We start from the raw sequence: 21,063 nt of genomic DNA, 5'->3' as shown, positions 1-21,063 counted from the left end.
ACTCTCGCCCTTATACCGGCATCTGCATGATGTCCTGGTACGCCTGTACCAGCTTGTTGCGCACCTGGGTCAGGGCCTGGAACGACACCGAGGCCTTCTGCGAGGCGATCATCACATCGGTCAGGTCGACCCCGCTCTTGCCGATCTCGAAAGCGTTGGACAGCTGGGAGGAGGCCTGCTGCGTTTCATGCACCTTGCCAATGGCCTGGCCAAGCATGTCGGCAAAGCTGCTCTGGCCTGGCGCCAGTTCAGGCGCGGCGACAGCCTTGGGCTGGGACATGGCTTCGGCCTGCATGGCACGCATGTCCAACATCAGACGATTGAATTCAACACCTTGGGTCATGGACTTCTCTCTCCGGCTGCCGCACTTTTTTTGACACTCGTGCAGCGAATGGGTTGGAACTAGCAAGAGGAGTGCCAGCCAACCCGAAAATCATTCAAAACGACGCATCAACCGAACAGGCTGGCCTCGACATCCAGGCCCGCGTCACGCATCTGCGCCAGCTTGTAGCGCAAGGTGCGGGGGCTGATCCCCAGGCGCTCGGCAGCCTCCTTGCGACGGCCACGCTCAGCACGCAAGGTGTCGATGATCATCTGGAACTCATGACGCCGCATGTCGTCGCCCAGCCCGCCAACCTCGGCAACCGGCTCAACGGACAATGGCTCAATAGTGGCCACTTTCGGCACCGACAATGGAATGGCGCCAGCCAGACAGAAATCCGCCGCCTCGATCACACCACCCTGCTGCAGGATCAGCGCCCGCTGCACGGCGTTGTCCAGCTCCCGCACATTCCCTGGCCAGGCATACGCCTGCAGGCACGCCCGCGCCTCGCTGGACAGGCACACCTGGGCATGGCGCATCTTGCGGGCATGGCGCGCCAGCAGGCGCTCAGCCAGCGGCAGGATATCGGCAGGACGCTCGCGCAGGGAGCGCCAGGCCATGGGGAATACCGAAAGGCGGTAGTACAGGTCTTCACGGAAACGGCCGGCCGCCACCTCCCCCACCAGGTCGCGGTTGGTCGTGGCAAGGATGCGGATGTCCAGGGCGATGGGCTTGCGCCCACCGACGCGCTCGACTTCGCGCTCCTGCAGCACCCGCAGCAGCTTGGCTTGCAAGCCGAGCGGCATCTCGGAGATCTCGTCCAGCAACAAGGTGCCACCGTCGGCCTGCTCGAACTTGCCCGCCTGGGCGGCGATCGCCCCGGTGAAGGCGCCCTTTTCATGGCCGAACAGGGTCGCCTCGAGCATGTTGTCCGGGATGGCCGCGCAGTTGATCGCCACGAAAGGCTGGTCCGCCCGCCGCGACTGCTGATGGATGTAGCGCGCCAGCACTTCCTTGCCGGTTCCCGACTCACCGGAGATCAGCACGGTGGAGTCGCTTTGTGCAACCCGTGCCGCCAATTCCAGTAATTGCCGGCTGGCCGGTTCGCACGCCACCGGCCCCTCGTCATCGCTGCCGGCAGCACTGCCGACGGCATGACGCGCCACCAGGCCGTTCAGCGCTGCGGGCTCGAAAGGCTTGACCAGGTAATCGACAGCCCCCTGGCGCATGGCCTCCACCGCCCGCTCCACCGCCGCATGGGCGGTCATCAGCAACACCGGTAGCTGTGGGTGCTGCCGACGCAGCTGGGCGAGCAGTTGATGACCGTCCATGCCCGGCATGTTCACGTCGCTGACCACCAGGCTGAACGACTCTTCAGCCACCGCCAGCAAGGCCTCCTCGGCACTGCCGACGGCACGGTGGCAGAAACCGCCGATCTCCAGGGTATCGGCCAACGCCTGGCGCAGAACCCGATCATCCTCGACCAGCAGCACCTTGACGCTCATTGATTGACCTCCCCACGACCATCGATCAACGGCAGCAGCACGGTGACACAGGTGCCACGGCCAAGCCTGGAACGTAGCTGCAGGGTACCGCGGTGCGCGCGCACCACCGCCTGGACCACCGCCAACCCCAGGCCGGTGCCGGTCGCCTTGGTGGTCACGAACGGCTCACCCAGGCGCGCCAGCAGCTGCTCGTCGATACCGCTGCCGGCATCGCTGACGCACACGCGCAGATTGTCGTCGCGACGCGACAGGTGCACCTTGAGTTTCGCCGGCCCGCTGCTGGCCTGCAGGGCATTCTCGATGAGGTTGAGCAAGGCGCCGACCAGGGTGTCACGGTTGCACAGCAACTCCCCCAGGCGACTGTCGCACTGCCAGCGCACCGCATGCCCCTCGACATGGGCATGAGCTGCCTGTTGCAGCGCCTGGAACAACGCCTTCGGGCTGATGCGGTCATTGAGCGGCAACTCCCCGCGGGCGAACACCAGCATGTCGCGCACCTGGTGCTCGAGTTCGTGGAGACGCTCCTTGAGGTTGCCGGCAAAGCGCAGCCGGGTTTCGTCCGTCAATACCTGCTGCGGTTCGGCCAGGTGACTGGCATAGAGCATCGCCGCCGAGAGCGGCGTGCGGATCTGGTGCGCCAGGGACGCGATCATGCGGCCCAGGGACGACAGGCGTTCGTGCCGCGCCAGCTGATCCTGCATGCGGCGGGTTTCGGTCAGGTCGTTGAGCAGCACCAACTGCCCCGGCTCGGCATCCAGCGAGCGCGTCGCGATGGATAACCGACGCCCGTCACGCAGAGAGACCTCATGACCGTCATCGTCACGCGGCGCGAAACTGCGGGCGATCACCTCGCGCCAGCGCATGCCGATCAATGGCTCGCCGAGCAACTCGCAGGCCGCCGGATTGGCTTCACGCACACACCCTTCTGCGTCGATCACGATCACCCCGCCCGGCAGCAGGTCGAGCAGGTTCTGCAGGCGATTGGCCAGGCGCTCCTTCTCATCGAGCTCGGCCATGCGCTGCGCACTGACCACCGCCAGCTCGCCCTTGAGCTCGCTGACCCGCGTCTCGAGCATGGTGTAGGACTGGCTCAGCTGGCTGGAAACCTGATCGAACAGGGCGAACGCCTGCTCAAGGCCCTGCCGGCTTTCCTGCTCGAGCGGGGTGTGCCCGCGCGGATCGGCGGCATGGGAACGGTGGGCGGCCTGGGGCATCGTGCTCTCTCGCATGGCTGACCGTCATAAAAACGGTATGTTGCCTGCGGTGTAGCAATAGCCGTGCCGGAGATGGGGATAATCGAATGCGGGATCGTTGATCGAAGGCAATGGCCGGGGCTGTCACAGCCCCCCGACCATTGTGTCCAGGCAAGACGGGATCAGTCGTCCGCCTGCTCCTCGCCACCCTGGCGGCTCATGCCGTACTTGCGCATCTTCTCCACCAGCGTGGTGCGACGGATGCGCAGGCGCTCGGCGGCACGGGCAACGATACCATTGGCATCGTCCAGCGCCTGCTGGATCAGCCCCTGCTCCAGGCTGCCGAGGTAGTCCTTGAGGTCCAGCCCCTCGGGCGGCAGCATGGCGTGGCCGGCGAAGTTCGGCGCATGGCCGTTGATCGCCACGCGCTCCTCGAGATCGGAGCGCAGGCTGTCGACCAGCTGCTCATCCTCGTCATCCACATAACGGAACTTCTTCGGCAGCTCCGCCACGCCGATCACCCCATACGGGTGCATGATCGCCATGCGCTCCACCAGGTTGGCCAGCTCGCGGACGTTGCCCGGCCAACCGTGGCGGCACAGCGACATGATCGACGCGGAATTGAAGCGAATCGAGCCGCGCTTCTCGTGCTCCATGCGCGAGATCAGCTCGTTCATCAGCAACGGGATGTCTTCCACCCGCTCACGCAATGGCGCCATCTCGATCGGGAACACGTTCAGCCGGTAATACAAATCCTCGCGGAAGGTCCCATCCTCGATCATGGTCTCGAGGTTCTTGTGCGTCGCGGCGATGATGCGCACGTCGATGCTCTGGGTCTTGTTGCTGCCGACCCGCTCGAAGGTGCGCTCCTGCAGCACGCGCAGCAGCTTGACCTGCATCGGCAGCGGCATGTCGCCGATTTCGTCGAGGAACAGCGTACCACCGTTGGCCAGCTCGAAGCGCCCGGCACGGCTGGTGATCGCCCCGGTGAAGGCGCCCTTCTCGTGGCCGAACAGTTCGCTTTCGAGCAGCTCCGCCGGGATCGCCCCGCAGTTGACTGGCACGAACGGCGCCTCGCGACGCTTGGAGTGGTAGTGCAGGTTGCGCGCCACCACTTCCTTGCCGGTGCCCGACTCGCCGAGGATCAGCACGCTGGCATCGGTGTCGGCCACTTGCTGCATCATCTGCCGCACATGCTGGATGGCACGGCTGGTACCCACCAGGCTGCGGAACAGGTTGGGCTCGCGCTGGCGACCACGCTCGCGGGCCTGGTCGTACATCTCGCGATAGACCTGGGCACGGTGCAGGGAGTCGAGCAACTGGCTGTAGCTCGGCGGCATCTCGAGGTTGGACAGCACACGGCGGCGCAGGTCCTCGGGGAAGTCCGCGGAAGAAATTTCACCCAGAAGCAGAACCGGAAGGAACTCATCCCATCCAGCCACTGTCTTAAGGAGCCCCAGCACGCTGGCCGGGGCATTTACGGTACCGATCAGGACGCACAGCACTTCACGGCTGGAAGACAAACCCTCGACCACCTGCTGCCAGTTGTCGCTGGAGCAGGACAGGTTTTCTTCGCCGAGAAAATTCAGGACCACCGCCAGATCGCGGCGGCGTTCGCTGTCGTCATCGATCAGGAGAATCTTGGTTTCACGCCACATGCAATAGCAACTTCCCTAGTCATATCGGCGCCCGAAGGCGTGCACGACATCATTCCGACTGAATGGTCAGTGTTCGGACGTCTGAATTTCGAAAACAGCCACTAGTAAAGTCAAAAAACGGCACACAGTCAAATTTATGGCGCGCTGATTTTTGTGTCACCTGTGGTCAGGTGAACAAATGGTATACCTTTGTCGCGTTTTCCGCCTGACGTATCTTCGCCATCTCGTCGACTACCGATTGACGCTCACCACTTGCAACTTCGATTAGCTGCCGATAGACAGCCTGCAACTGCTCCAGGCTGGCACGCACCTCATCCTCGTTCGACAACGCCTCGGCCAGCACATCGTCGACGCACAGGCGGCACTCCAGATCCAGCTCGCCAACCGCCCCCCAGTCACGACTGGCCAGGGCGGCGAGCAGCAGCTCGCGGGTCTGGTCGATACGCTCGATCACCTCACTCATGACAACCTCCTGGTTCAGGGCGTCGGCTGCTGTTCGCCGATCGCATCCCAGCCTTCCTTGACCGTGATCAGCAGGCGCGCGACTTCGTCGATGATCTCGGGATCACCCTTCACATTGGCCTCAAGCAGACGCCGGCTCATGTACGTGTACAGGTTGTCCAGATCAGCCAGGCTCTCGGCATGATTTTCCAGGTCGAGACCTTCACGCAGGCCACCGATGATGTCGATTGCCTTGCCGATCAGAACACCCCTCTGGGCAACATCCTTGCGGGCGATGGCGCCCTTGGCCTGAGCCAGGCGGTCGAGACCACCCTGCATGAGCATCTGTACCAGGCGGTGCGGACTGGCTTCGGAAGTCTGTGCCACGCCATTGACTTTCTGGTATTGCCGAAGGGCCAACATCGGGTTCATGGATCTACCTCGTTGCAGCGAAAAGGTGCATATACCTCTTGTATCGCCGCCGCGTCAAAAAACTTTAGCCGGAAAAGACAAAGCCCGGCACGCCTGTAGGGCGCCGCCGGGCTTTTGTCATGCTCGATCGATCAGGACTTCTTGGCCTGGGCGTTGATCGCCTCGAAGATCGAGGTGATCTGCTCGCCCTGCTTCTTCATCTTGGCCAGAGCGGTATCGAGCGCAGAGAATTTCTTGGTCAGCGATGTAGTCAGCAACTCAGTGCGACGATCCAATGCCGTCTTCTGGTTCTCCAGGTTTCGGGCCACCTTGTCGAGGTTGCTCTTGCGAGTATCCAGCGACCCACCGGTGGCGTTGTACGGATCGATCGCCTTGTTCATCCGTTCGAACACACCGTTGGTGCCCGTGAACAATTCCTGGATTTCAGAGCCCAACTTCTTGTCATTCAGCGCTGCGTTAAACTTGGTGCTGTTGAATTCAAGGGTGCCGTCCTTCTGGGTATTGATCCCCAGCTGGCTGAGCGTGGTCAGCTTGTCACCCGAACCGGTTTCGGTCAGCACCTTGCGAACATCGGCAAGCAACGATCGAGTAGTCGGGTCGTTGGTCAGCGGACCCAGACTGGTGACGTTGCCGTTGGCGTCCTTGGTCGGCGTGACCAGCGCAGTGACAGCCTTCTGCAGGGTGTTGTACGCGTCGACGAACGACTGCACCGATTTTTTCAGCCCTTCGTTGTCCTGCGCCACGGTAACCTTCGTGGTTGTATCCTTCGCAGATACGCCCGTGAGCTCCAGCGTCAGGCCACTGACAGCCTGGTCGACGGTGTTTTTCGAACTGGTCAGCGCCAAACCGTCGATGGAGAACTGCGCATCCTGGGCGAGCCCGGTGATATAACCCGCGCCACTCCCGGAAATTTTCTGGGTGCCATCGATGGCCAGCTCCGGAATGCCGCCAACGGAAATGTCACTGCCCTTGCCGGTGGTGGTGGAACTGAACACCAGTCGCGAACCGCCCGCCTCGTTGATGATGTTGGCGGTGATACCCTTGGCACCCATCTCCTTGTTGATCTGGTCACGCACGCTCTGCAGCGTGGCACCACTGGCAACATTGATCTTGTAGTCCTTGCCGTTCTGGCTGACGGTCAGCTCACCGGCACTGATCGCCGTGGAGGCCCCACCGACGAACTGCTGGCTGGCGACTTTGGAGCCAGTGGCCAACTGATCGACCTTGATGTCGTAGTTGCCAGCAACCGCCGAGTTACTGGACTTGATCTTGACAACGTTTTCGTTGGCAGAAGTACCAGCAAACGCATTGAACGCAGGCGCATTCTTGTCGTTGAGCTTCTTCATGGCGTCCTGGAACGCCGTGAGGGCGCTGCGCAGGGAGCCGATACCGGAAATCATCGCGGAGTTGTTGCTCGACTGCCGAGCAATCTGGTTGGCTTTGGCCGCAGTATCGGCATTCACCAACACACTGACGATGTTCTTGATATCGAGCCCGTAGCCCGCACCCGTGTTGGTAGTAATCGGGCTTGCCATGCTGTCGCTCCTCTCTTCGATGGGCCCGCCCCGCTCCTGCAAGGCCGACTTGAATCACTTATTTGCGCTCGCCGCCAATCAGACCTTGGCGTCGAACAGAATACTTTTGACATCGCTCAGGCTATGGGCGATCCGCAAGGCCTCTTCAGAGGGCAACTGTCGAATCAACTCACCTGTTTCACTGGCGATGACCTTTACCACGATCTTACCGGACTCTTCATCGGTGAAGAACTCCAGGTTACGTCGTGTTTCCTTGAGAAACTTCTCGATTTCCGAGACAGCTTCCTTGACCTTGTCGGCAGCCTGGACCTTGTCGGCGCCTTGCACCCTGGTCGAATCCTGCCTTTTTTCGCTGTCACCGGGAACATCCGGCCGGGCGACCGGCTTTTCGGCAACTTGCTCGGCCGTGCGCGCAGCCGGGTAAGACAGGTTCAGCTTGACGCTCATGTCCATGTCCACCACCTCACAATGAAAAAGCGGGGAAGCGCCTGGAGAGCACTCCCCCGCCATCAGCTATCAGGCAGATTAGCCCAGCAGCTTCAGGACTGCCGATGGCAGCTGGTTGGCCTGGGCCAGAACCGAGGTCGAAGCCTGTTGCAGAGTCTGCTGCTTGGTCAGCTGGGCAGTTTCAGCAGCGAAGTCGGTGTCCTGTACACGGCCACGAGCGGCTTCGGCGTTCTCGTTGATGTTCTGCAGGTTGTTGATGGTGCTGGTCAGACGGTTCTGGGCGGCACCCAGGTCAGCACGGTTGGTGTTGATGGTCTGCAGAGCCTTGTCGATCGCGGTAACGGCGGCGCTGTAGTTGGTTTCAGCCAGGGCGCTGGTCGAACCTTGGATGTTGACGGTCGAAGCGATGCCCAGGGAAGTGGCGTCGAACTTCTGGCTCAGGTTGATGCTGATCTGGTTGATGCCACCGGTGTTCGAGCCAACCTGGAAGGTCATGGTCGAAGCCGAACCGTCCAGCAGGTTCTTGCCGTTCAGCTGGGTGCTGTTGGCGATACGGGTCAGTTCCGAAGCCAGCGACTGGAACTCTTTGTCCAGAGCGGCACGGTCTTCGGTGCTGTTGGAGTCGTTTCGCGACTGCAGTGCCAGTTCGCGCATACGCTGCAGCATGTTGGTCTGCTCTTGCATCGCGCCTTCAGCGGTCTGGGCGATGGAGATACCGTCGTTGGCGTTCTTGATAGCCATGGTCTGACCACGGATCTGCGAGGTCATGCGGGTAGCGATCTGCAGGCCGGCGGCGTCGTCTTTGGCGCTGTTGATTTTCAGGCCGGAAGACAGACGGGTCATCGAGGTGCTCAGTGCGTCGGAAGCACGGTTCAGGTTCTTCTGAACGCCCAGAGAGGTGGTGTTAGTGTTTACAGTCAAAGCCATGACGAATTCCTCGTTGGATTGGGTACTACGGCTTCCGGCCTTGGCAATTCGCCGGGTAGGTGGCCTAGAGAACCTTCGTAATGTTTATCGTCGTCAGGGCAGTTTGCTTTAGGCCGAATTCTCAATTTTTTTACTGGCACCCTGCCACCCCAATGAAATCAAGGGATTGACGCCAGGAAAACAGCACCTAAAACAAAAGCGCCGACCGGAAATGGTCAGCGCTTGAAGGGTGCCACGCTTAATTACAGCGCTCGATGATCGCCGAGCCCCACGACAGCCCTACGCCGAACCCGCTCAGCGCCACCCGCTTGTGCTGCGAGCCGAGCACATGCTTCTCGAGCAACAACGGAATGCTCGAGGACACCGTATTGCCGGTCTCGACCATGTCCTTGATGAACTTCTCGCGATGGCGCCCTTCGTCGAAGCGCTGGGCCACCGCGTCGACGATCGCCGCGCTCCCCTGGTGCAGGCAATAGAGATCTACATCGTCAGCCCGCAACTGGCTGGCCTCGAGCAATTGCTGCAGGTGGGCCGGTACCTTGACCAAAGCGAAGTTGTACACCTGACGACCGTTCATGAAGAATTTGCCATCGGTTGTGCGCAGGTGCTCGGCCCCCGCGCCGTCACTGCCAAACAGCGACCGGCCCAGCTGCCAGATGGCATCCCCCCCCATCCAGGTGGCGGTGGCGGCATCGCCGAATAGCATGGTGGTATTACGGTCTTCGGGGTCAACGATCTTGGAGTAAGGGTCGGCTGTCAGCAGCAAGCCGTTCTTCAGGCCTGCAGCCTCCATGAAGCCTTTCATTGCATACAGACCGTAGACATAACCCGAGCAGCCCAGGGAGACGTCGAAAGCGGCAACCGCAGTGGGCAGGCCCAGCTTGTGCTGCACGATGGCCGCCGTATGCGGCAGCCCTTCGGCATCGCCGTTCTGGGTAACTACGATGACGATATCGATGGCTGCCGGATCAAGCGTTGGATTGGCGGCAAACAACGTGCGGGCAGCCTCGACACAAAGATCGGAGGTCTCTTGGTCGACACCCTTGCGTGGCAGGAAGGTCGAGCCGATCTTGCCAAAGATGAAATCCTGGTCTTTGCCAAATTTCGCGCCTTGGGCGTAGTTGTCGACGCCTTCGGCAGGTACGTAACTGGCGATGCTTTTGATGCCAATCATTGTGGCTTCCCGATGGAAATAGCGAAAAAATGCGGGCTCAAAGGACAGGCTCACAAGCTTTGCTTGTCATGCCGACACAGCTACCCACAGACTCAATAGATTAGAGATGCACGTTTCGACTGCCAAGTCACTGCTTGAACAAGCATCACTCACAGTTGGCACGTGCCCCCCCTGAAACGCCTATTGATGTCTACCGCCACTCGCCCTCTGACGGGAAGCCGGTGCTTGACTCACGCCTTCAACTTACGCAAGCCAAGCCCGGCGCCACTCTTCCAGCCTCGCTCCTTCAAGCAGCCAATCCGCTCGCACCGCAGCCTGCAGGGCATCACCCAAGGCAGCCGAAGCATCTCGATCCGCCAGGTGCATGCGGATCATCCGCAGCCAATCACTTGCGTTATTGTCCGCCCTGGACAGCGGTAATGCATCGGCACCAGTAAAGCCATTTACCCGACTGCATATGACCGGGTGGCCGCAGGCTGCATGCTGCAACACACGCTGGCTACCCGCACAGGCATTAGCCATGCTCTCAAGCATGGGCGCCAATGCCAGGTCGAGGTTCAAAGCGGCCAGGGCAGCAGGAAGCCTATCCGCAGCGACACTCGCGTATTGCTCCTTTACATACGGCTGCAAATGCAACGGACATTCACCCAAGACCACCCAGTCGACATCGGTCACCAGCGCTGGTACCACCTGGGCAAGCAATTCACCCGCCTCCGCCGTTCCCACCCAACCGACTCGCGGCTTATCACCCACCCGACGCTGACTTTTCAGGTTTCGCCAACTGGTTGGCAGTGCACTCTGAAGCACGCGCACATCATCACAATGCCCTTGCACCAGGTCTGCCAGGGCTGGTGTCGCCACCAGTACCCGGTCCGCCTGCATCAGACCCAAGCGTAAGCGCTGAAGAAGATCATCCGCATCGTAGGATTTCCCGATTGCCATGTGCGGCAGGTAACCGTCCAGGTCGTAAATCTGCAGAGCAGTGGAAAATGTGCGCAGACGCCGCGCGGAGCTCAACGCGCCGTCATCAACCGGGCGTTGCCAAATGACAGTATCAGGCTTGAGTCGCTCCAACTCGACCGGCATCAATGGTTTCTGCAATACAAGGGCATCGACCATTCCTGCCTCCCGCAAGTGTGCACCAGGCTGGATCAGCCGGTCCTGCGCTGAGGCTTGAGTATCCGACGTATAGGCCAGCACGGTCGGCAAGATGCCCTTTGTCGGACGCCAGACAATGACATTATTGTCAGGAACAAAGGCTTGATCGCGTCGTAAAGAAAGATTCGAGTTGTAGATTGGGTCGTTTGCCAGCTGAGGAAGCCAGCGCTCGAACAATGCATTCTCTTGCTCGGAAGTTGCTGACGGCCTCGGCACAGGACTGATGAGCAACTGGGCGTGAGGCGTCCAGACATTCAGATACCCCGCCTGCCGGAGTCGCAAGCAAAGGTCAACATCAACCCAAGGCGCAAGCAACGGATCCTCGCTAAACCCCTCAAGCTCGACAAACACAGCGCGCGAGATCATGAAACACTCGCTACTTACTGCGGAATAATTCTGGTCGACCTGCAACCGCCCCATGTAGCCGGCATCCTGACCCGGCCAGTCAGTGAATGCACGCCCCACCTCACCACCAAGGCCCAGCACTAGACCGGCATGGTAAACCTTGAACTCATCGGTCACCAGCTTGGCCCCGACCGCCCCGACCTCGGGACGCTGGCCATGATTGAGCATTTGGGACATCCAATTACCTTCGAAAACCCCAATACCCGCACTCAACCAGAGCAAGAAGTCACCACAGGCATACTCGGCTGCGGCGTTGCAATGGCTCGCCCGATTCGAGACTGATGGCGAGCGCACAACCTTCATACGAGAGGCGCCTAATTGCTCTATGAGGGCTAACCACGCCAACGTCGCTTCGTCATCGATACCGGGATCGATCAGTAAAAGCTCAAAATGAGGATATTGGGTAGTTTCCAGAAGACTTTCGACACAACGCTGACAAAGTGCCAGGCTTCCTTCGAGATAAACCAGGATGCTTACGAACGGTTGTTGACCGTGGGCATAATCGATCCTGTAGCCACCACCGGGCTTTTCGGCGGCACAAGCCTGGGGATAACCGCGCGCTCGAAGATGCCGCTCAATCACGGCACGCTCATCAGATTGAGATGCCCCCTGCCACTCTTCGGTAATGAGCAGCGGTTCATTGATATGCCCGATGCAGGCAAGCCCAAACTGCTCGATCAGACTCAACTGGTAGGCCAGTTCGAACGCCGCGCCCGCCTCAACGGCGAATCGAGCCTGCTCCAACCTCTCGCGTCGATATAACCAGTGCCGCGATTGCCCCGCCGGATCACTCAACAGCAAATCCAGACTCAGGTCAGGTCGGAAATGCACGTCGATGACGCCACTCTTCGCACGCAAAACCTCGTCGGCGTACACCGCCAGGCAATCATCAGGAGCATCCAGCAAGTCGAGAGCAGCAACAAGCAAGCCACTATCAGTAAATTCAACTCCCGCTTCGACCAGGAGCACCCAACTCGCTGTACTTTGTCGTATCGCGGCATTGATGACCTCGACCTTCGGCGAGGTGTCGACAGCAAGCCACTGGACATCCGCAGTCTCGAGACACTCCCCCCCCAGCACAAAGACCCGAGAAGGGATGTAGGTATTGTCAGCTAGACTGGCCAGACTCCGTTGCAACGCATCGCAATTATCCTCCACATTCAGGATGATCACATCCAGAAGCGGCACTTGTGCGCTATCAAGTCGCTGAGCAATCAGAGCGAGTTGCTGGGCATCAGGAACACGCTCGCGCAACCAACTCAACCTACCGAAGCGGTCAGCTATTGCCATGGACTCGGCTACCGCCTGAGTCGTCTCGATGAAGTAATCAAGCGAAGACCAGAAGCTCGATTGATGCTCGACCTGACGCGCATGCAACAACGGGAGGGTTTCGCGAGCCCGCTTGACAGCCTCGGGAGAATTTCCCCACGCGGTCCCATAGCTATTATTCTCAGACAGGGATAATGGCTCAGGCGCCCATTTGCCAGGGATGACAATACATACACAACCACACAAGACGGCTTCGGCAGCCAAACCCGAGCGTTCTCCCAAATAGAGGTACTCACACTGCTGGAATAGGCTTGCCAGAGCCTCCCAGGACCCCGGGAACGTGGGTGTTATTTCCACCGCATCCGGCGGTAGGAGGGTGGGATCAACGAGCGCCTGACCGCTTCGCCCCTGGTAATAGCATACTTTGCCTGGCACACGGGTATTACCATCAAGCGGCGGACGGAAAATGCTCAGGTCAATGGCGGGACAGTACAATACGTTTTGCTCTGACACACCGGCAGGCAACAAACCCCGGGTGTAGGCGAAAATCAGGTCATCCTTGGCATATTCGCCACGTCCTCCCAGATGCCCAGGCTTGTTCAGCAGATAGCGAACAACGGCTTTTCCGCCTAGCGGGTTACCGTCGACGATCTCCGGATAAACCACGATAGGTTCAAGCCGCTGAGATTTGTGAAGCGCGATGATATCGTCCGTCAGGTAAGGGGTTACCAACTGCGGCTCCAGCACGCGGGTCGTGACATAAGCTTCCTGCCCCGAACGGTTGAGTGCATCACACAACATATGCAGAACGCGAATACCTGCAGAACTGCGGCGATAATCCGGCGCATAGATGTAGTATGGCTGTGAGCGTTTGGAGAATAGTTTGCGTGTCACCGTTGACCTCGAGTTCACAAGCAGCAGAAACAATAAATGCCCAGCACTGGGCTCATTCAGAAATGGAGCGGGATTGGCCAATGACGCTATCAGTCCCGTCCCGACTGGCCCAGGTAGCCATACTGTCGATCGACGCATCCAGGGAGGTCCATACCTCCAGCCCCAATTCGCGAGCCCGCGAGATGTCTGGCACGTAATTCGAGCGCGACAATCCTTCTGGCCGCCCGAGCACTCGCACAGTCTTGTGCGGAGCCAGTCGCGCAACCACACGCCGGGCTAGCTCGGCAATGCTGACGGCACTATCGGATCCAACATTGTATGCAACACCCGACTTGCCCTTTATCAAGAGGGTCAACAACCAGATCGCCAGATCTGCACCATGCAGATAGCTGCGTACGGCCTCACCGCTGGAGTTGAGTACTACCTCGTCAGCCAGCAATGCATCGCGGACAAAGTTACCGATAGCAAAATGACCGTCCAACGGCAGGCCTGGGCCGGCAAAGGCAAAGCAGCGCGTCATCACTACCTCCAGTCCGTGAGAGTGGCCATAGAGGGCACCCAGAGTTTCCTGGACCCGCTTACCTTCCCCATAGGCACTTGACGGTGTATTGCTACTACAGGCCCCGGCGTAAGTCTCACAAACTCCGCCACTCACCGGCAGGCTCCCGTATTGCGCTCCGGACCCCGTAATCAGAACCCTTGCCATCCCACTTCGCAAGGCGAGCTCATACACTCGCTGCGCACCTTGCACGATGGTCTGAAACAACTCGAGTGGCCTGTCACCCGCTGCAGCACTCGTATCTGCCGCCGCATGCAAGATAAAATCCGCATTCCGACCAGGCAGGGCAGATAACTCCCTGATGTCTCCGGGAATCCAATCAAGCCAAGTGAAATAACGACAAACAGGCCAACTAGATAGAAATCGCTGCGGATCGCGAGAAGCGACCGTTACCGTAACTTCGGCCCCTTGGCGATTGAGTTCAGCTAGCACGGAAAGCAACCACTTACCAAAAAAGCCGGTACCTCCGGTAATAAGCAAGTGTTTTCCAGCAAAAGCATCACGCAACCCCAGACTGGCCAGAAGAGGAAGCAACGCTTCAGGTATCGGCAACAATGTTCGCGAAATGCTATCCACAACGATCAAACCAATGTCCGGGAAGTTTCAAGATATTCGGACTCTTGCATGGGGTATTCTGCCAACGTCACATCCTGCCTAGGAGTTTTCCAATCCCCGTAAACATAGGACAAATAACCTAGTGCATCATCAGGCGTGCAAAACTGCTTGCCGAGGAAGGTGATGCTTCCAACGTTGTGAAAATGCACCTCAGGCGCGATAAACGAAGGCCCCGCCCCTTTGGTTACGGACTGGCCATTTTCAATCACACGACGCATGAAACCTATCTCGAACGGCACGATGGCGTTACACCCGACAGCATTCCTATAGGTAACTGCAACCCCGGTGATGAGGTCTTCTGCCTCGAGCACTGTCATGTCCAAATCACAACCCGCAGGCTTGGGTAACGCGACTTTCAAATCAGCCAAGTGATTAACGAAGAGTGGATACGCATGGTCGTTTAAAGAAAAATCGATATCATCGTCCCATGGAATCAGATCACCATCACGGACCGCACCCAACAAAGTGCCGAAATCCAGCATGATGGGAATGGCATGACGCGCACTGAAATCGGCCACACACCCTAGAACCTCCAAAGCCAGCGCCTTGGTCGGCGCATGGGAAAATGGTTTCTCACCATTATTGATCGCCAGCATGTTCTTTGGCGGAAGCACAATCCTCGAAGGGGCCACCCCAAGAGCCTGCAACTGGGCAGTGATACTTTCCCACCAGCCCGTGCTGATCACTACCAGGTCGTATTCCAGATGGCGCAATGCTTCAGGTTGCACCACAGGCACCTTGCCGACAAAAGTGCCATGTTTTGCGCTGTCATTATCTGCAAAGGCAACCACATTCAGTTCCGGAAACCGGGAGAACATAAGCCGAGCCACACGCCCCGCGCCGAACAGGACCAGACGCTTGCCCTTAAAATCAATTGGAATCATGGCTGCTCCTTCACTGCAACGCAACGTCCGACCAATGCATCCTCGTCACGATACTTGGCAAAACCGCGGCCCTGAACTTGGTAATCTAGCGAGAAGCCAAGCGCTCGCAACTTGCAGATCAACGCCTCATGATCGATGTAACGGCGGTAGTGCTGGCCAAATTTCTTTTGAACCTGCTCGTCCTCCTTGGTCCGATACTCAAAATACAGCAGACTTCCAGTAGGTAGCCCAGTGGCCAGCAGGTCCATGAACACCGCCTCCATCGCCTCGTCGATTGCGTGCAAGAAGAAACGCGCATAAACCACAACACGACGCTTATCAGCCACAAATGCGCGAAGCACTTCAGCACTATTCTGGACACTGCAGTGCTCGTACCTGACGTTGGCACTTCGAGTTCGCTGCCGGCAAAGCTCCACCGCTTCAGACGATGCGTCGAGCGCCAACACCTGAAGACCAGTCATGGCAAGAAACTCACTATCTCGCCCATTGCCGCAACCAAACTCGACAACGCTGTCCACGCCGGGGAAATCACTAGCGGCAAAGACCGCAAACTGCGAAGGCAATAGGGGTAGCGCGACGTCCTGGCGGCTGTAAAAATCGTCCCAGTAAGCTTGGCGATCAGCGGGAGTGGATATGGAACTCATCGAGCGAGCAACCCTTTCAGCGTTATTAATCAATCGTGAAATCACTCACGAGCCGGAGCATCAATAAAAGTACAGCGTGGTGTCGTCGACGATATCGGAGTAGTGTCTTACACCCACCTTGTAATCGCCCCGTATCGACAGGACCGTATCGACCAGTTTCCACAAGTCGTCACTGCGATGGTAGGCACAGACACACAGCTTCGGACGATCTCGCAAAATGACTTGGCGAGCACCTTTGAGCGCCCCCTCTTCTCCGCCTTCAATATCGAACTTGATCATTGTGATAGCAGAGTCAGCCACTTCGTCCAACGGCAATCCGACCACATTCGTGGGGGCGCAATGCTGCGACTCAGCGGACAATTCGCCCAATACGTCACAACTGTTGCTTGCAGGGGAAGGAAGTTCACAATGCTGCTCGGTCATTGCAGCCTGCAGCGCTCTGACCCCTGCTCGGTCTCTAAACCTTTCGCGACACGCCTGAAAGGCAAGGGTCTCCGGCTCGAACAACAGGGCGCTCTCAACCTGCCCGAATCTAGCCTCCAGTCTGGCCAACGTATCGCCGTTATATGCACCCGCATCGACATAATGCCGAGTGTCAAGCTGAGAGACGAAGTCTGCTTCCAGGTACTCATCTGCGAAGGGTGAGCGAATCTCTTGTGCGGCATGTCCAAAATGCAGCCGTTGCGCTATCAGGCCATCGAAAACCTGACGGGAACGCTCATCATCCAGACAGAGGAATGCTGATAAGAAAGCATCTCGCTGCCGAATCACTGTGGACCGGTAGTTTCGGAAGCTACTCTCGGTAATGTAAGGCGCATCAATAGCAGCCAGGAACTGCTGCTTCGTCATGATGTTGCTCCAGCCCAGCGCTCGCAGCTCCTGCTCGATCACCGCACTGTAACGCCCGCTGCCCAGTACGATCAGAGCATCCTCTGGCATGTTATTACGATCAAACGCCAACACCGGTATTCCATCGATTTGAGAACCGTGCTTGGCAACATCGTTGTCTAGGAACGCGTCAATCTGCCCACCACGCTCCGCATAAAGCCTCGCCAGCAACACCCCAACTTGATGAGCACCGAAGATAAATATCTTGGCCTGCAGCCGCCTTTCCAGCGCCTCATAGGGAAAGTCGGACGGCGCCCTTGACAGCAATTCGGACATAGCGGGGAATTCCCCCACTCGCTTCAGAACATCCAGCTTGTCAGGAGAACGCAGGCTGACGCCTTCGCTAGCCGCAATCGGCGTATTCAAACCAAGACGAACCGTGAGGGGCAGCACTTCACCGTTCACATCAAGCTGTAGCTTTATACTTTTTCCTTCCGCCCAGTCTTCACCAAACAAGGACGCGATATCCTGAAACTTATCCATGGGGCGAATCCTCGGCCTGCATATTTGCTTTGTAGGATGTTACGGCGTAAAGAACGGTGTCGAATGTGCTCTGCGCATGACAACGTAAATAGAAGCGGTAGCCCAAGGCATACCCCTGCAACTGCTCGAAGATTGTCCAGAGATGCTCGGCACGGTGATAAACACTGATGGCGAGATTGGGCCGATGCCGCACCAACGTTTGCCGTGCTCCTTCGAGCGCCTGCGGCTCCTCCCCCTCAATGTCCATTTTGATCAGATTGGGCGCGAAACCCGGCACTGCGTCGTCAATACACACGCAGGTGACCGTATCTGCACCCGACTCCGCCAAGTGCCCGCCAGCACCAAGAGCACCGTCGAACCCGACACGGCGATTGTGGTTCGAAACCCCACAAGGAAAATTAACGACATTCAGGCCAGCCACACTGCGGGACAGCGTCGAGTAATACTCAAGATTAGGTTCAAAACAAGCGACCGCCGCAAAGTCCATACCGGCCTCACGCATTTCCATGACCGTATCCCCGATATAGGCCCCACAGTCGATGAAACGTAATGGCTGAGGCCAATCAGGCAAGTCCGCTGGGAAGTACTGGCGCCCAGAGGGCGGGGGAAGGCATTGGTAGTTGCCGGAAGTCCTGAACTCGACGATACGATCGAGCAACTGCCGACTGGTCTCGTCAGCCAAGTGTGCTCGCAGGTAGGCAATCCGGTCAGCATGCGCTCTGTAGAAGTTGCCCTCGACGAGCCAGTAGCGAAACGGCTGGTCCTGAGGAAAATAATTGACAAACTCCACAAGACTCATGACGCGCCCAAAGCCCAGCAATTGCAAGTCACGCACGACTTGAGCGACATCTACATAGTTATTGAACAAACCTATGATCACACAGGCTTCCGATGGGTCATGCCGGTCGGCCCACTTACCGGCGGTCATGACAGGAATTCCATCCACCTCGAACAGTGACTCGTCTCTGTCAAGGTAACCATCAACCCCAATGTCACGATCCGCCAGGTAAGCCTGTACCCGCTGACCCGCAAGGCGCGCGCCGTAAATCAGTAACTGCCGGTGGCTCTGCCTATCAAACATGACTGACCCCTTGGGCCACCCGCACGAGCACGGCGTGCCCGTTTAGATTGTGCACAAAGCGGAAATCAGGATTCTCGGCAATGAACTCATTCACCAAGCGGGTGACACCTTCGCAGCCAAAGAAACCATAATCATCGAAGACAACCACGGAACCGGTCGACAAACGCGGCAACGCCCAAATCAAAACGTCACGCGCCGAGTCATAAACATCGACATCGATATGCAGTAGTGCTAGTTGACCTGCCACGCATTCCGCGTTTTGCTCAGGGAACATCCCTTTGAGCAGTTTCACACTGTCCGAAACACCGCATTTCGCGGCCAGGCTTTCGACCAACTGCACATCGGTGTCAGCATGCTCCCCCCCCTGATAACGGGTGTCCTGGCTACCCGCCTTGACCACGCCGGAGAAGGTATCCGCCAAGAACACCTGGCGCCCTGCACGTTGGTTGGCCAGCGCCAGCAGGCAGCCCGAACCGCCTCGCCAGACGCCAACCTCGAGAAAGTCCCCCTCCAAACCATCCAGTTGCCGTACCAGTGACCAGAGTTCATAAAGACGATACTTATCGACCAACGTATTGGCCTGGACCAACCCAAGGGCTCTGACAAAAGCCTGATCGCCATGCCAAGGGGCATAGCTGGCATAAGGCAGCAATCGTTCATGACGGATTTCCGGCGAACGATCATGGGACCATGGAGTAGTGCCGCGTAGGTAGCGATAGCTGAGACCTGTCAGTTTTTTCTTGAGCCATGCCATCTCAATCACGCTCCGACACGGCCATCTGTGCAGCAAACTCGTCGCGAGGGAGGAACGGGTACAAATCTTCCAACGCCCCAGTTTCCGGCTTGCCCTGTTCGTTGATGCGGGTCATGACGCGAGGCACCCGGGCTTCTTCGACCTGCACCACCACCTCACAAACGACCGGACCATCGCGATCAAGCACCTCCATCAGCTTTTCGTCGAGTGCCATATGACTATCGATGCGTGAATACCCTACTCCGTAGGCCGCCGTGAGCTGCTGCAAGTCTGGCAGTTGCAGGCCGCTGCTGGCATCGGCCCCCACCAGCAACTTGAAATGCGCACTTTGCGATGTACGTATCGAGGCATAACCCTGGTTATTGATGACAAATACCTTGATCGGCAGCTTCTGCGCGGCCAAGGTTGCCAACTCCTGGATGTTCATCTGCACACCACCGTCACCATCGACGCAGATCGTCTGTTTGCGCCCCGCCGCCAGGCAGGCGCCAATGGCAGCAGGCACTCCGAAGCCCATTGATCCGGTACCTCGGTTATGGAAGCATCGCTGATGCTTTTTCAGACGCAGATTCAGCAGAAACAACTCGGAGGCAAATCCGGAGCTGCCCGGAGCGATCACATCCCCTTCCTTCAACAGATCGGAGAGTCGATCACTGAAGTGATACATGCTCACGCCCTGGCTATCGTCAGCATGCTCTGGTTGCAGCAATGGATAACGCGCACGCCAGCTTGCAATCTGCTCACGCCAAGCGGCGAAGTCCGGCAGACATTCCACGTCAATCGCCGCCTGCAATTGCTCGATGAATGGCTTGACGTCCGATACGACTGGCAACTCTATTTCCATCTGCAGCTTGGCGATTTCGGCTGGATCGATGTCGACCACAACTTTCTTCGCCTTGGGTGCGAAGTGAGCGTGATTGTAGGCAGTCAACGCCATGTCAAGTCGTGAGCCGAGGACAATCAGCAAATCACAGTTCTGCAGTGTGAAGTTGGCCCAGCGCGGCGCGATGGAGCCCGGACGGCCGCCATAGAGAGGGTGCTCATCTTCGATCAGGTCCATCGCCAGCCAGGTCGGCATTACCGGCACGCCAGCACTCTGCGCCAACTGGCGGAAGGCCTCGACCGCTCCAGCCATGCGAATGCCACTTCCCGCAATAATCCCCGGACGCTTGGCCCCCTTGAGCAATTCAAGAGTACGGGCTACGGGGCCAGCCAACTCGACAGACTTGGCCGGTGTCGGCAATTGCGCCCTGCGCAGGGTGGAGGGATCGATCTGGACCGCTTGAACGTCAAGCGGCACATCCAGCCAGACCGGACCGCGGCGCCCAGTGAGCGCGGCGTGTTCGAGTTCATCGAACACTTCGGCTACCGCCTCGGGATCGGTTAACGTCACTGCACGCTTGGTAATCGATGACACGATAGAGACGATATCGACCTCTTGCACGCCCAACATGCGCAGCCCACTGTCGGCCTTGAGGTCAGCAGTTTTTACCTGACCGGAAATGAAAAATACCGGGGTAGAATCCAACCATGCCCCCAGCGTGGCGGTTACAGCATTGGTCGCACCCGGACCGCAGGTGGTCATGCAAGCGCTGGGGCCGCCAGACAGTTTGCCGGCTGCTTCGGCGGCAACACCGCACGCTTGCTCATGCAGGCACAGCACTGGCTCAAGATCGGGGTGGCGCCCCAGCGCATCGTTCAGGTGCATGGCACCACCACCTGGCAGGAAGAAAACTTGCTTGATACCAAGCTCTGCCAATCGATTCATGATGTAGTCAGCTACACGCATTTTGTT

General features: G+C 58.4%; 18 protein-coding genes. All 18 read right to left on the bottom strand.

The genetic code is table 11. The annotated features are described in order from the left end of the window. Positions 1-10 precede the first annotated feature (10 nt). The gene (gene fliE / locus K2O50_RS07715) at positions 11-343 is read right to left on the bottom strand and encodes a flagellar hook-basal body complex protein FliE (RefSeq protein WP_050706674.1); all 333 of its coding nucleotides are present in this window, start codon (positions 341-343) and stop codon (positions 11-13) included. A gap of 107 nt (positions 344-450) precedes the next feature. Next, positions 451-1,827, bottom strand: a complete 1,377-nt coding sequence (locus tag K2O50_RS07710) for a sigma-54 dependent transcriptional regulator (RefSeq protein WP_050706675.1) — start codon at positions 1,825-1,827, stop codon at positions 451-453. Continuing rightward, the gene (locus tag K2O50_RS07705; RefSeq protein WP_050706676.1) at positions 1,824-3,041 is read right to left on the bottom strand and encodes a PAS domain-containing sensor histidine kinase; all 1,218 of its coding nucleotides are present in this window, start codon (positions 3,039-3,041) and stop codon (positions 1,824-1,826) included. Before K2O50_RS07705 ends, K2O50_RS07710 begins: the two co-directional genes overlap by 4 nt. Before the next feature lie 161 nt (positions 3,042-3,202). After that, positions 3,203-4,678, bottom strand: a complete 1,476-nt coding sequence (gene fleQ / locus K2O50_RS07700; protein WP_050706677.1) for a transcriptional regulator FleQ — start codon at positions 4,676-4,678, stop codon at positions 3,203-3,205. Positions 4,679-4,844: 166 nt separating this feature from the next. Next, positions 4,845-5,141 (bottom strand): flagellar protein FliT, encoded by a 297-nt coding sequence (locus K2O50_RS07695; protein WP_220689983.1) that lies wholly within the window; start codon positions 5,139-5,141, stop codon positions 4,845-4,847. Positions 5,142-5,155: 14 nt separating this feature from the next. Then, positions 5,156-5,551, bottom strand: a complete 396-nt coding sequence (fliS, locus tag K2O50_RS07690; protein ID WP_050706679.1) for a flagellar export chaperone FliS — start codon at positions 5,549-5,551, stop codon at positions 5,156-5,158. A 131-nt stretch (positions 5,552-5,682) separates the two neighbouring features. Further along, positions 5,683-7,086, bottom strand: a complete 1,404-nt coding sequence (gene fliD / locus K2O50_RS07685; protein ID WP_050706680.1) for a flagellar filament capping protein FliD — start codon at positions 7,084-7,086, stop codon at positions 5,683-5,685. Positions 7,087-7,164: 78 nt separating this feature from the next. Then, positions 7,165-7,539 (bottom strand): flagellar protein FlaG, encoded by a 375-nt coding sequence (locus tag K2O50_RS07680; protein ID WP_050706681.1) that lies wholly within the window; start codon positions 7,537-7,539, stop codon positions 7,165-7,167. 72 nt (positions 7,540-7,611) lie between these two features. Continuing rightward, positions 7,612-8,460 carry a flagellin domain-containing protein gene (locus tag K2O50_RS07675; protein ID WP_050706682.1) on the bottom strand — a complete coding sequence of 283 codons (849 nt, stop codon included), beginning with the start codon at positions 8,458-8,460 and terminating at the stop codon, positions 7,612-7,614. Positions 8,461-8,698: 238 nt separating this feature from the next. Next, positions 8,699-9,634, bottom strand: a complete 936-nt coding sequence (locus K2O50_RS07670; protein WP_050706683.1) for a ketoacyl-ACP synthase III — start codon at positions 9,632-9,634, stop codon at positions 8,699-8,701. Positions 9,635-9,877: 243 nt separating this feature from the next. After that, positions 9,878-13,360, bottom strand: coding sequence for a glycosyltransferase family 2 protein (locus K2O50_RS07665; RefSeq protein WP_177330857.1), 3,483 nt, complete (start codon positions 13,358-13,360; stop codon positions 9,878-9,880). A 52-nt stretch (positions 13,361-13,412) separates the two neighbouring features. Beyond that, positions 13,413-14,495 (bottom strand): NAD(P)-dependent oxidoreductase, encoded by a 1,083-nt coding sequence (locus tag K2O50_RS07660; RefSeq protein ID WP_256206019.1) that lies wholly within the window; start codon positions 14,493-14,495, stop codon positions 13,413-13,415. A gap of 5 nt (positions 14,496-14,500) precedes the next feature. Next, entirely contained in the window at positions 14,501-15,418 is a 918-nt protein-coding gene (locus tag K2O50_RS07655) for a nucleoside-diphosphate sugar epimerase/dehydratase (protein ID WP_050706686.1), read from the bottom strand. Then, positions 15,415-16,062 carry a class I SAM-dependent methyltransferase gene (locus K2O50_RS07650; RefSeq protein WP_050706687.1) on the bottom strand — a complete coding sequence of 216 codons (648 nt, stop codon included), beginning with the start codon at positions 16,060-16,062 and terminating at the stop codon, positions 15,415-15,417. Before K2O50_RS07650 ends, K2O50_RS07655 begins: the two co-directional genes overlap by 4 nt. Before the next feature lie 60 nt (positions 16,063-16,122). Beyond that, positions 16,123-17,433: an FkbM family methyltransferase gene (locus tag K2O50_RS07645; RefSeq protein WP_050706688.1), complete on the bottom strand. Its 1,311-nt coding sequence runs from the start codon at positions 17,431-17,433 to the stop codon at positions 16,123-16,125. Further along, positions 17,426-18,514 (bottom strand): FkbM family methyltransferase, encoded by a 1,089-nt coding sequence (locus tag K2O50_RS07640; protein WP_050706689.1) that lies wholly within the window; start codon positions 18,512-18,514, stop codon positions 17,426-17,428. The genes K2O50_RS07645 and K2O50_RS07640 overlap by 8 nt, the downstream gene beginning before the upstream one ends. Further along, positions 18,507-19,268, bottom strand: coding sequence for a TylF/MycF/NovP-related O-methyltransferase (locus tag K2O50_RS07635; protein ID WP_050706690.1), 762 nt, complete (start codon positions 19,266-19,268; stop codon positions 18,507-18,509). Before K2O50_RS07635 ends, K2O50_RS07640 begins: the two co-directional genes overlap by 8 nt. A 1-nt stretch (position 19,269) precedes the next feature. Continuing rightward, entirely contained in the window at positions 19,270-21,057 is a 1,788-nt protein-coding gene (locus K2O50_RS07630; RefSeq protein WP_082337810.1) for a thiamine pyrophosphate-binding protein, read from the bottom strand. Between the last annotated feature and the right edge of the window lie 6 nt (positions 21,058-21,063).

Origin of the sequence: Pseudomonas sp. 2hn, assembly GCF_019646095.1 — a bacterium.
Lineage (GTDB): Bacteria > Pseudomonadota > Gammaproteobacteria > Pseudomonadales > Pseudomonadaceae > Aquipseudomonas > Aquipseudomonas peradeniyensis.
Note: the sequence above shows the minus strand (reverse complement) of the source record. Positions and strands in the feature narration are given on the sequence as shown.

Coding starts and splice junctions, on each gene's coding strand:
- fliE (WP_050706674.1), bottom strand. CDS start 343: ATGACCCAAGGTGTTGAATTCAATCGTCTGATGTTGGACATGCGTGCC.
- K2O50_RS07710 (WP_050706675.1), bottom strand. CDS start 1,827: ATGAGCGTCAAGGTGCTGCTGGTCGAGGATGATCGGGTTCTGCGCCAG.
- K2O50_RS07705 (WP_050706676.1), bottom strand. CDS start 3,041: ATGCCCCAGGCCGCCCACCGTTCCCATGCCGCCGATCCGCGCGGGCAC.
- fleQ (WP_050706677.1), bottom strand. CDS start 4,678: ATGTGGCGTGAAACCAAGATTCTCCTGATCGATGACGACAGCGAACGC.
- K2O50_RS07695 (WP_220689983.1), bottom strand. CDS start 5,141: ATGAGTGAGGTGATCGAGCGTATCGACCAGACCCGCGAGCTGCTGCTC.
- fliS (WP_050706679.1), bottom strand. CDS start 5,551: ATGAACCCGATGTTGGCCCTTCGGCAATACCAGAAAGTCAATGGCGTG.
- fliD (WP_050706680.1), bottom strand. CDS start 7,086: ATGGCAAGCCCGATTACTACCAACACGGGTGCGGGCTACGGGCTCGAT.
- K2O50_RS07680 (WP_050706681.1), bottom strand. CDS start 7,539: ATGGACATGAGCGTCAAGCTGAACCTGTCTTACCCGGCTGCGCGCACG.
- K2O50_RS07675 (WP_050706682.1), bottom strand. CDS start 8,460: ATGGCTTTGACTGTAAACACTAACACCACCTCTCTGGGCGTTCAGAAG.
- K2O50_RS07670 (WP_050706683.1), bottom strand. CDS start 9,634: ATGATTGGCATCAAAAGCATCGCCAGTTACGTACCTGCCGAAGGCGTC.
- K2O50_RS07655 (WP_050706686.1), bottom strand. CDS start 15,418: ATGATTCCAATTGATTTTAAGGGCAAGCGTCTGGTCCTGTTCGGCGCG.
- K2O50_RS07650 (WP_050706687.1), bottom strand. CDS start 16,062: ATGAGTTCCATATCCACTCCCGCTGATCGCCAAGCTTACTGGGACGAT.
- K2O50_RS07645 (WP_050706688.1), bottom strand. CDS start 17,433: ATGGATAAGTTTCAGGATATCGCGTCCTTGTTTGGTGAAGACTGGGCG.
- K2O50_RS07640 (WP_050706689.1), bottom strand. CDS start 18,514: ATGTTTGATAGGCAGAGCCACCGGCAGTTACTGATTTACGGCGCGCGC.
- K2O50_RS07635 (WP_050706690.1), bottom strand. CDS start 19,268: ATGGCATGGCTCAAGAAAAAACTGACAGGTCTCAGCTATCGCTACCTA.
- K2O50_RS07630 (WP_082337810.1), bottom strand. CDS start 21,057: ATGCGTGTAGCTGACTACATCATGAATCGATTGGCAGAGCTTGGTATC.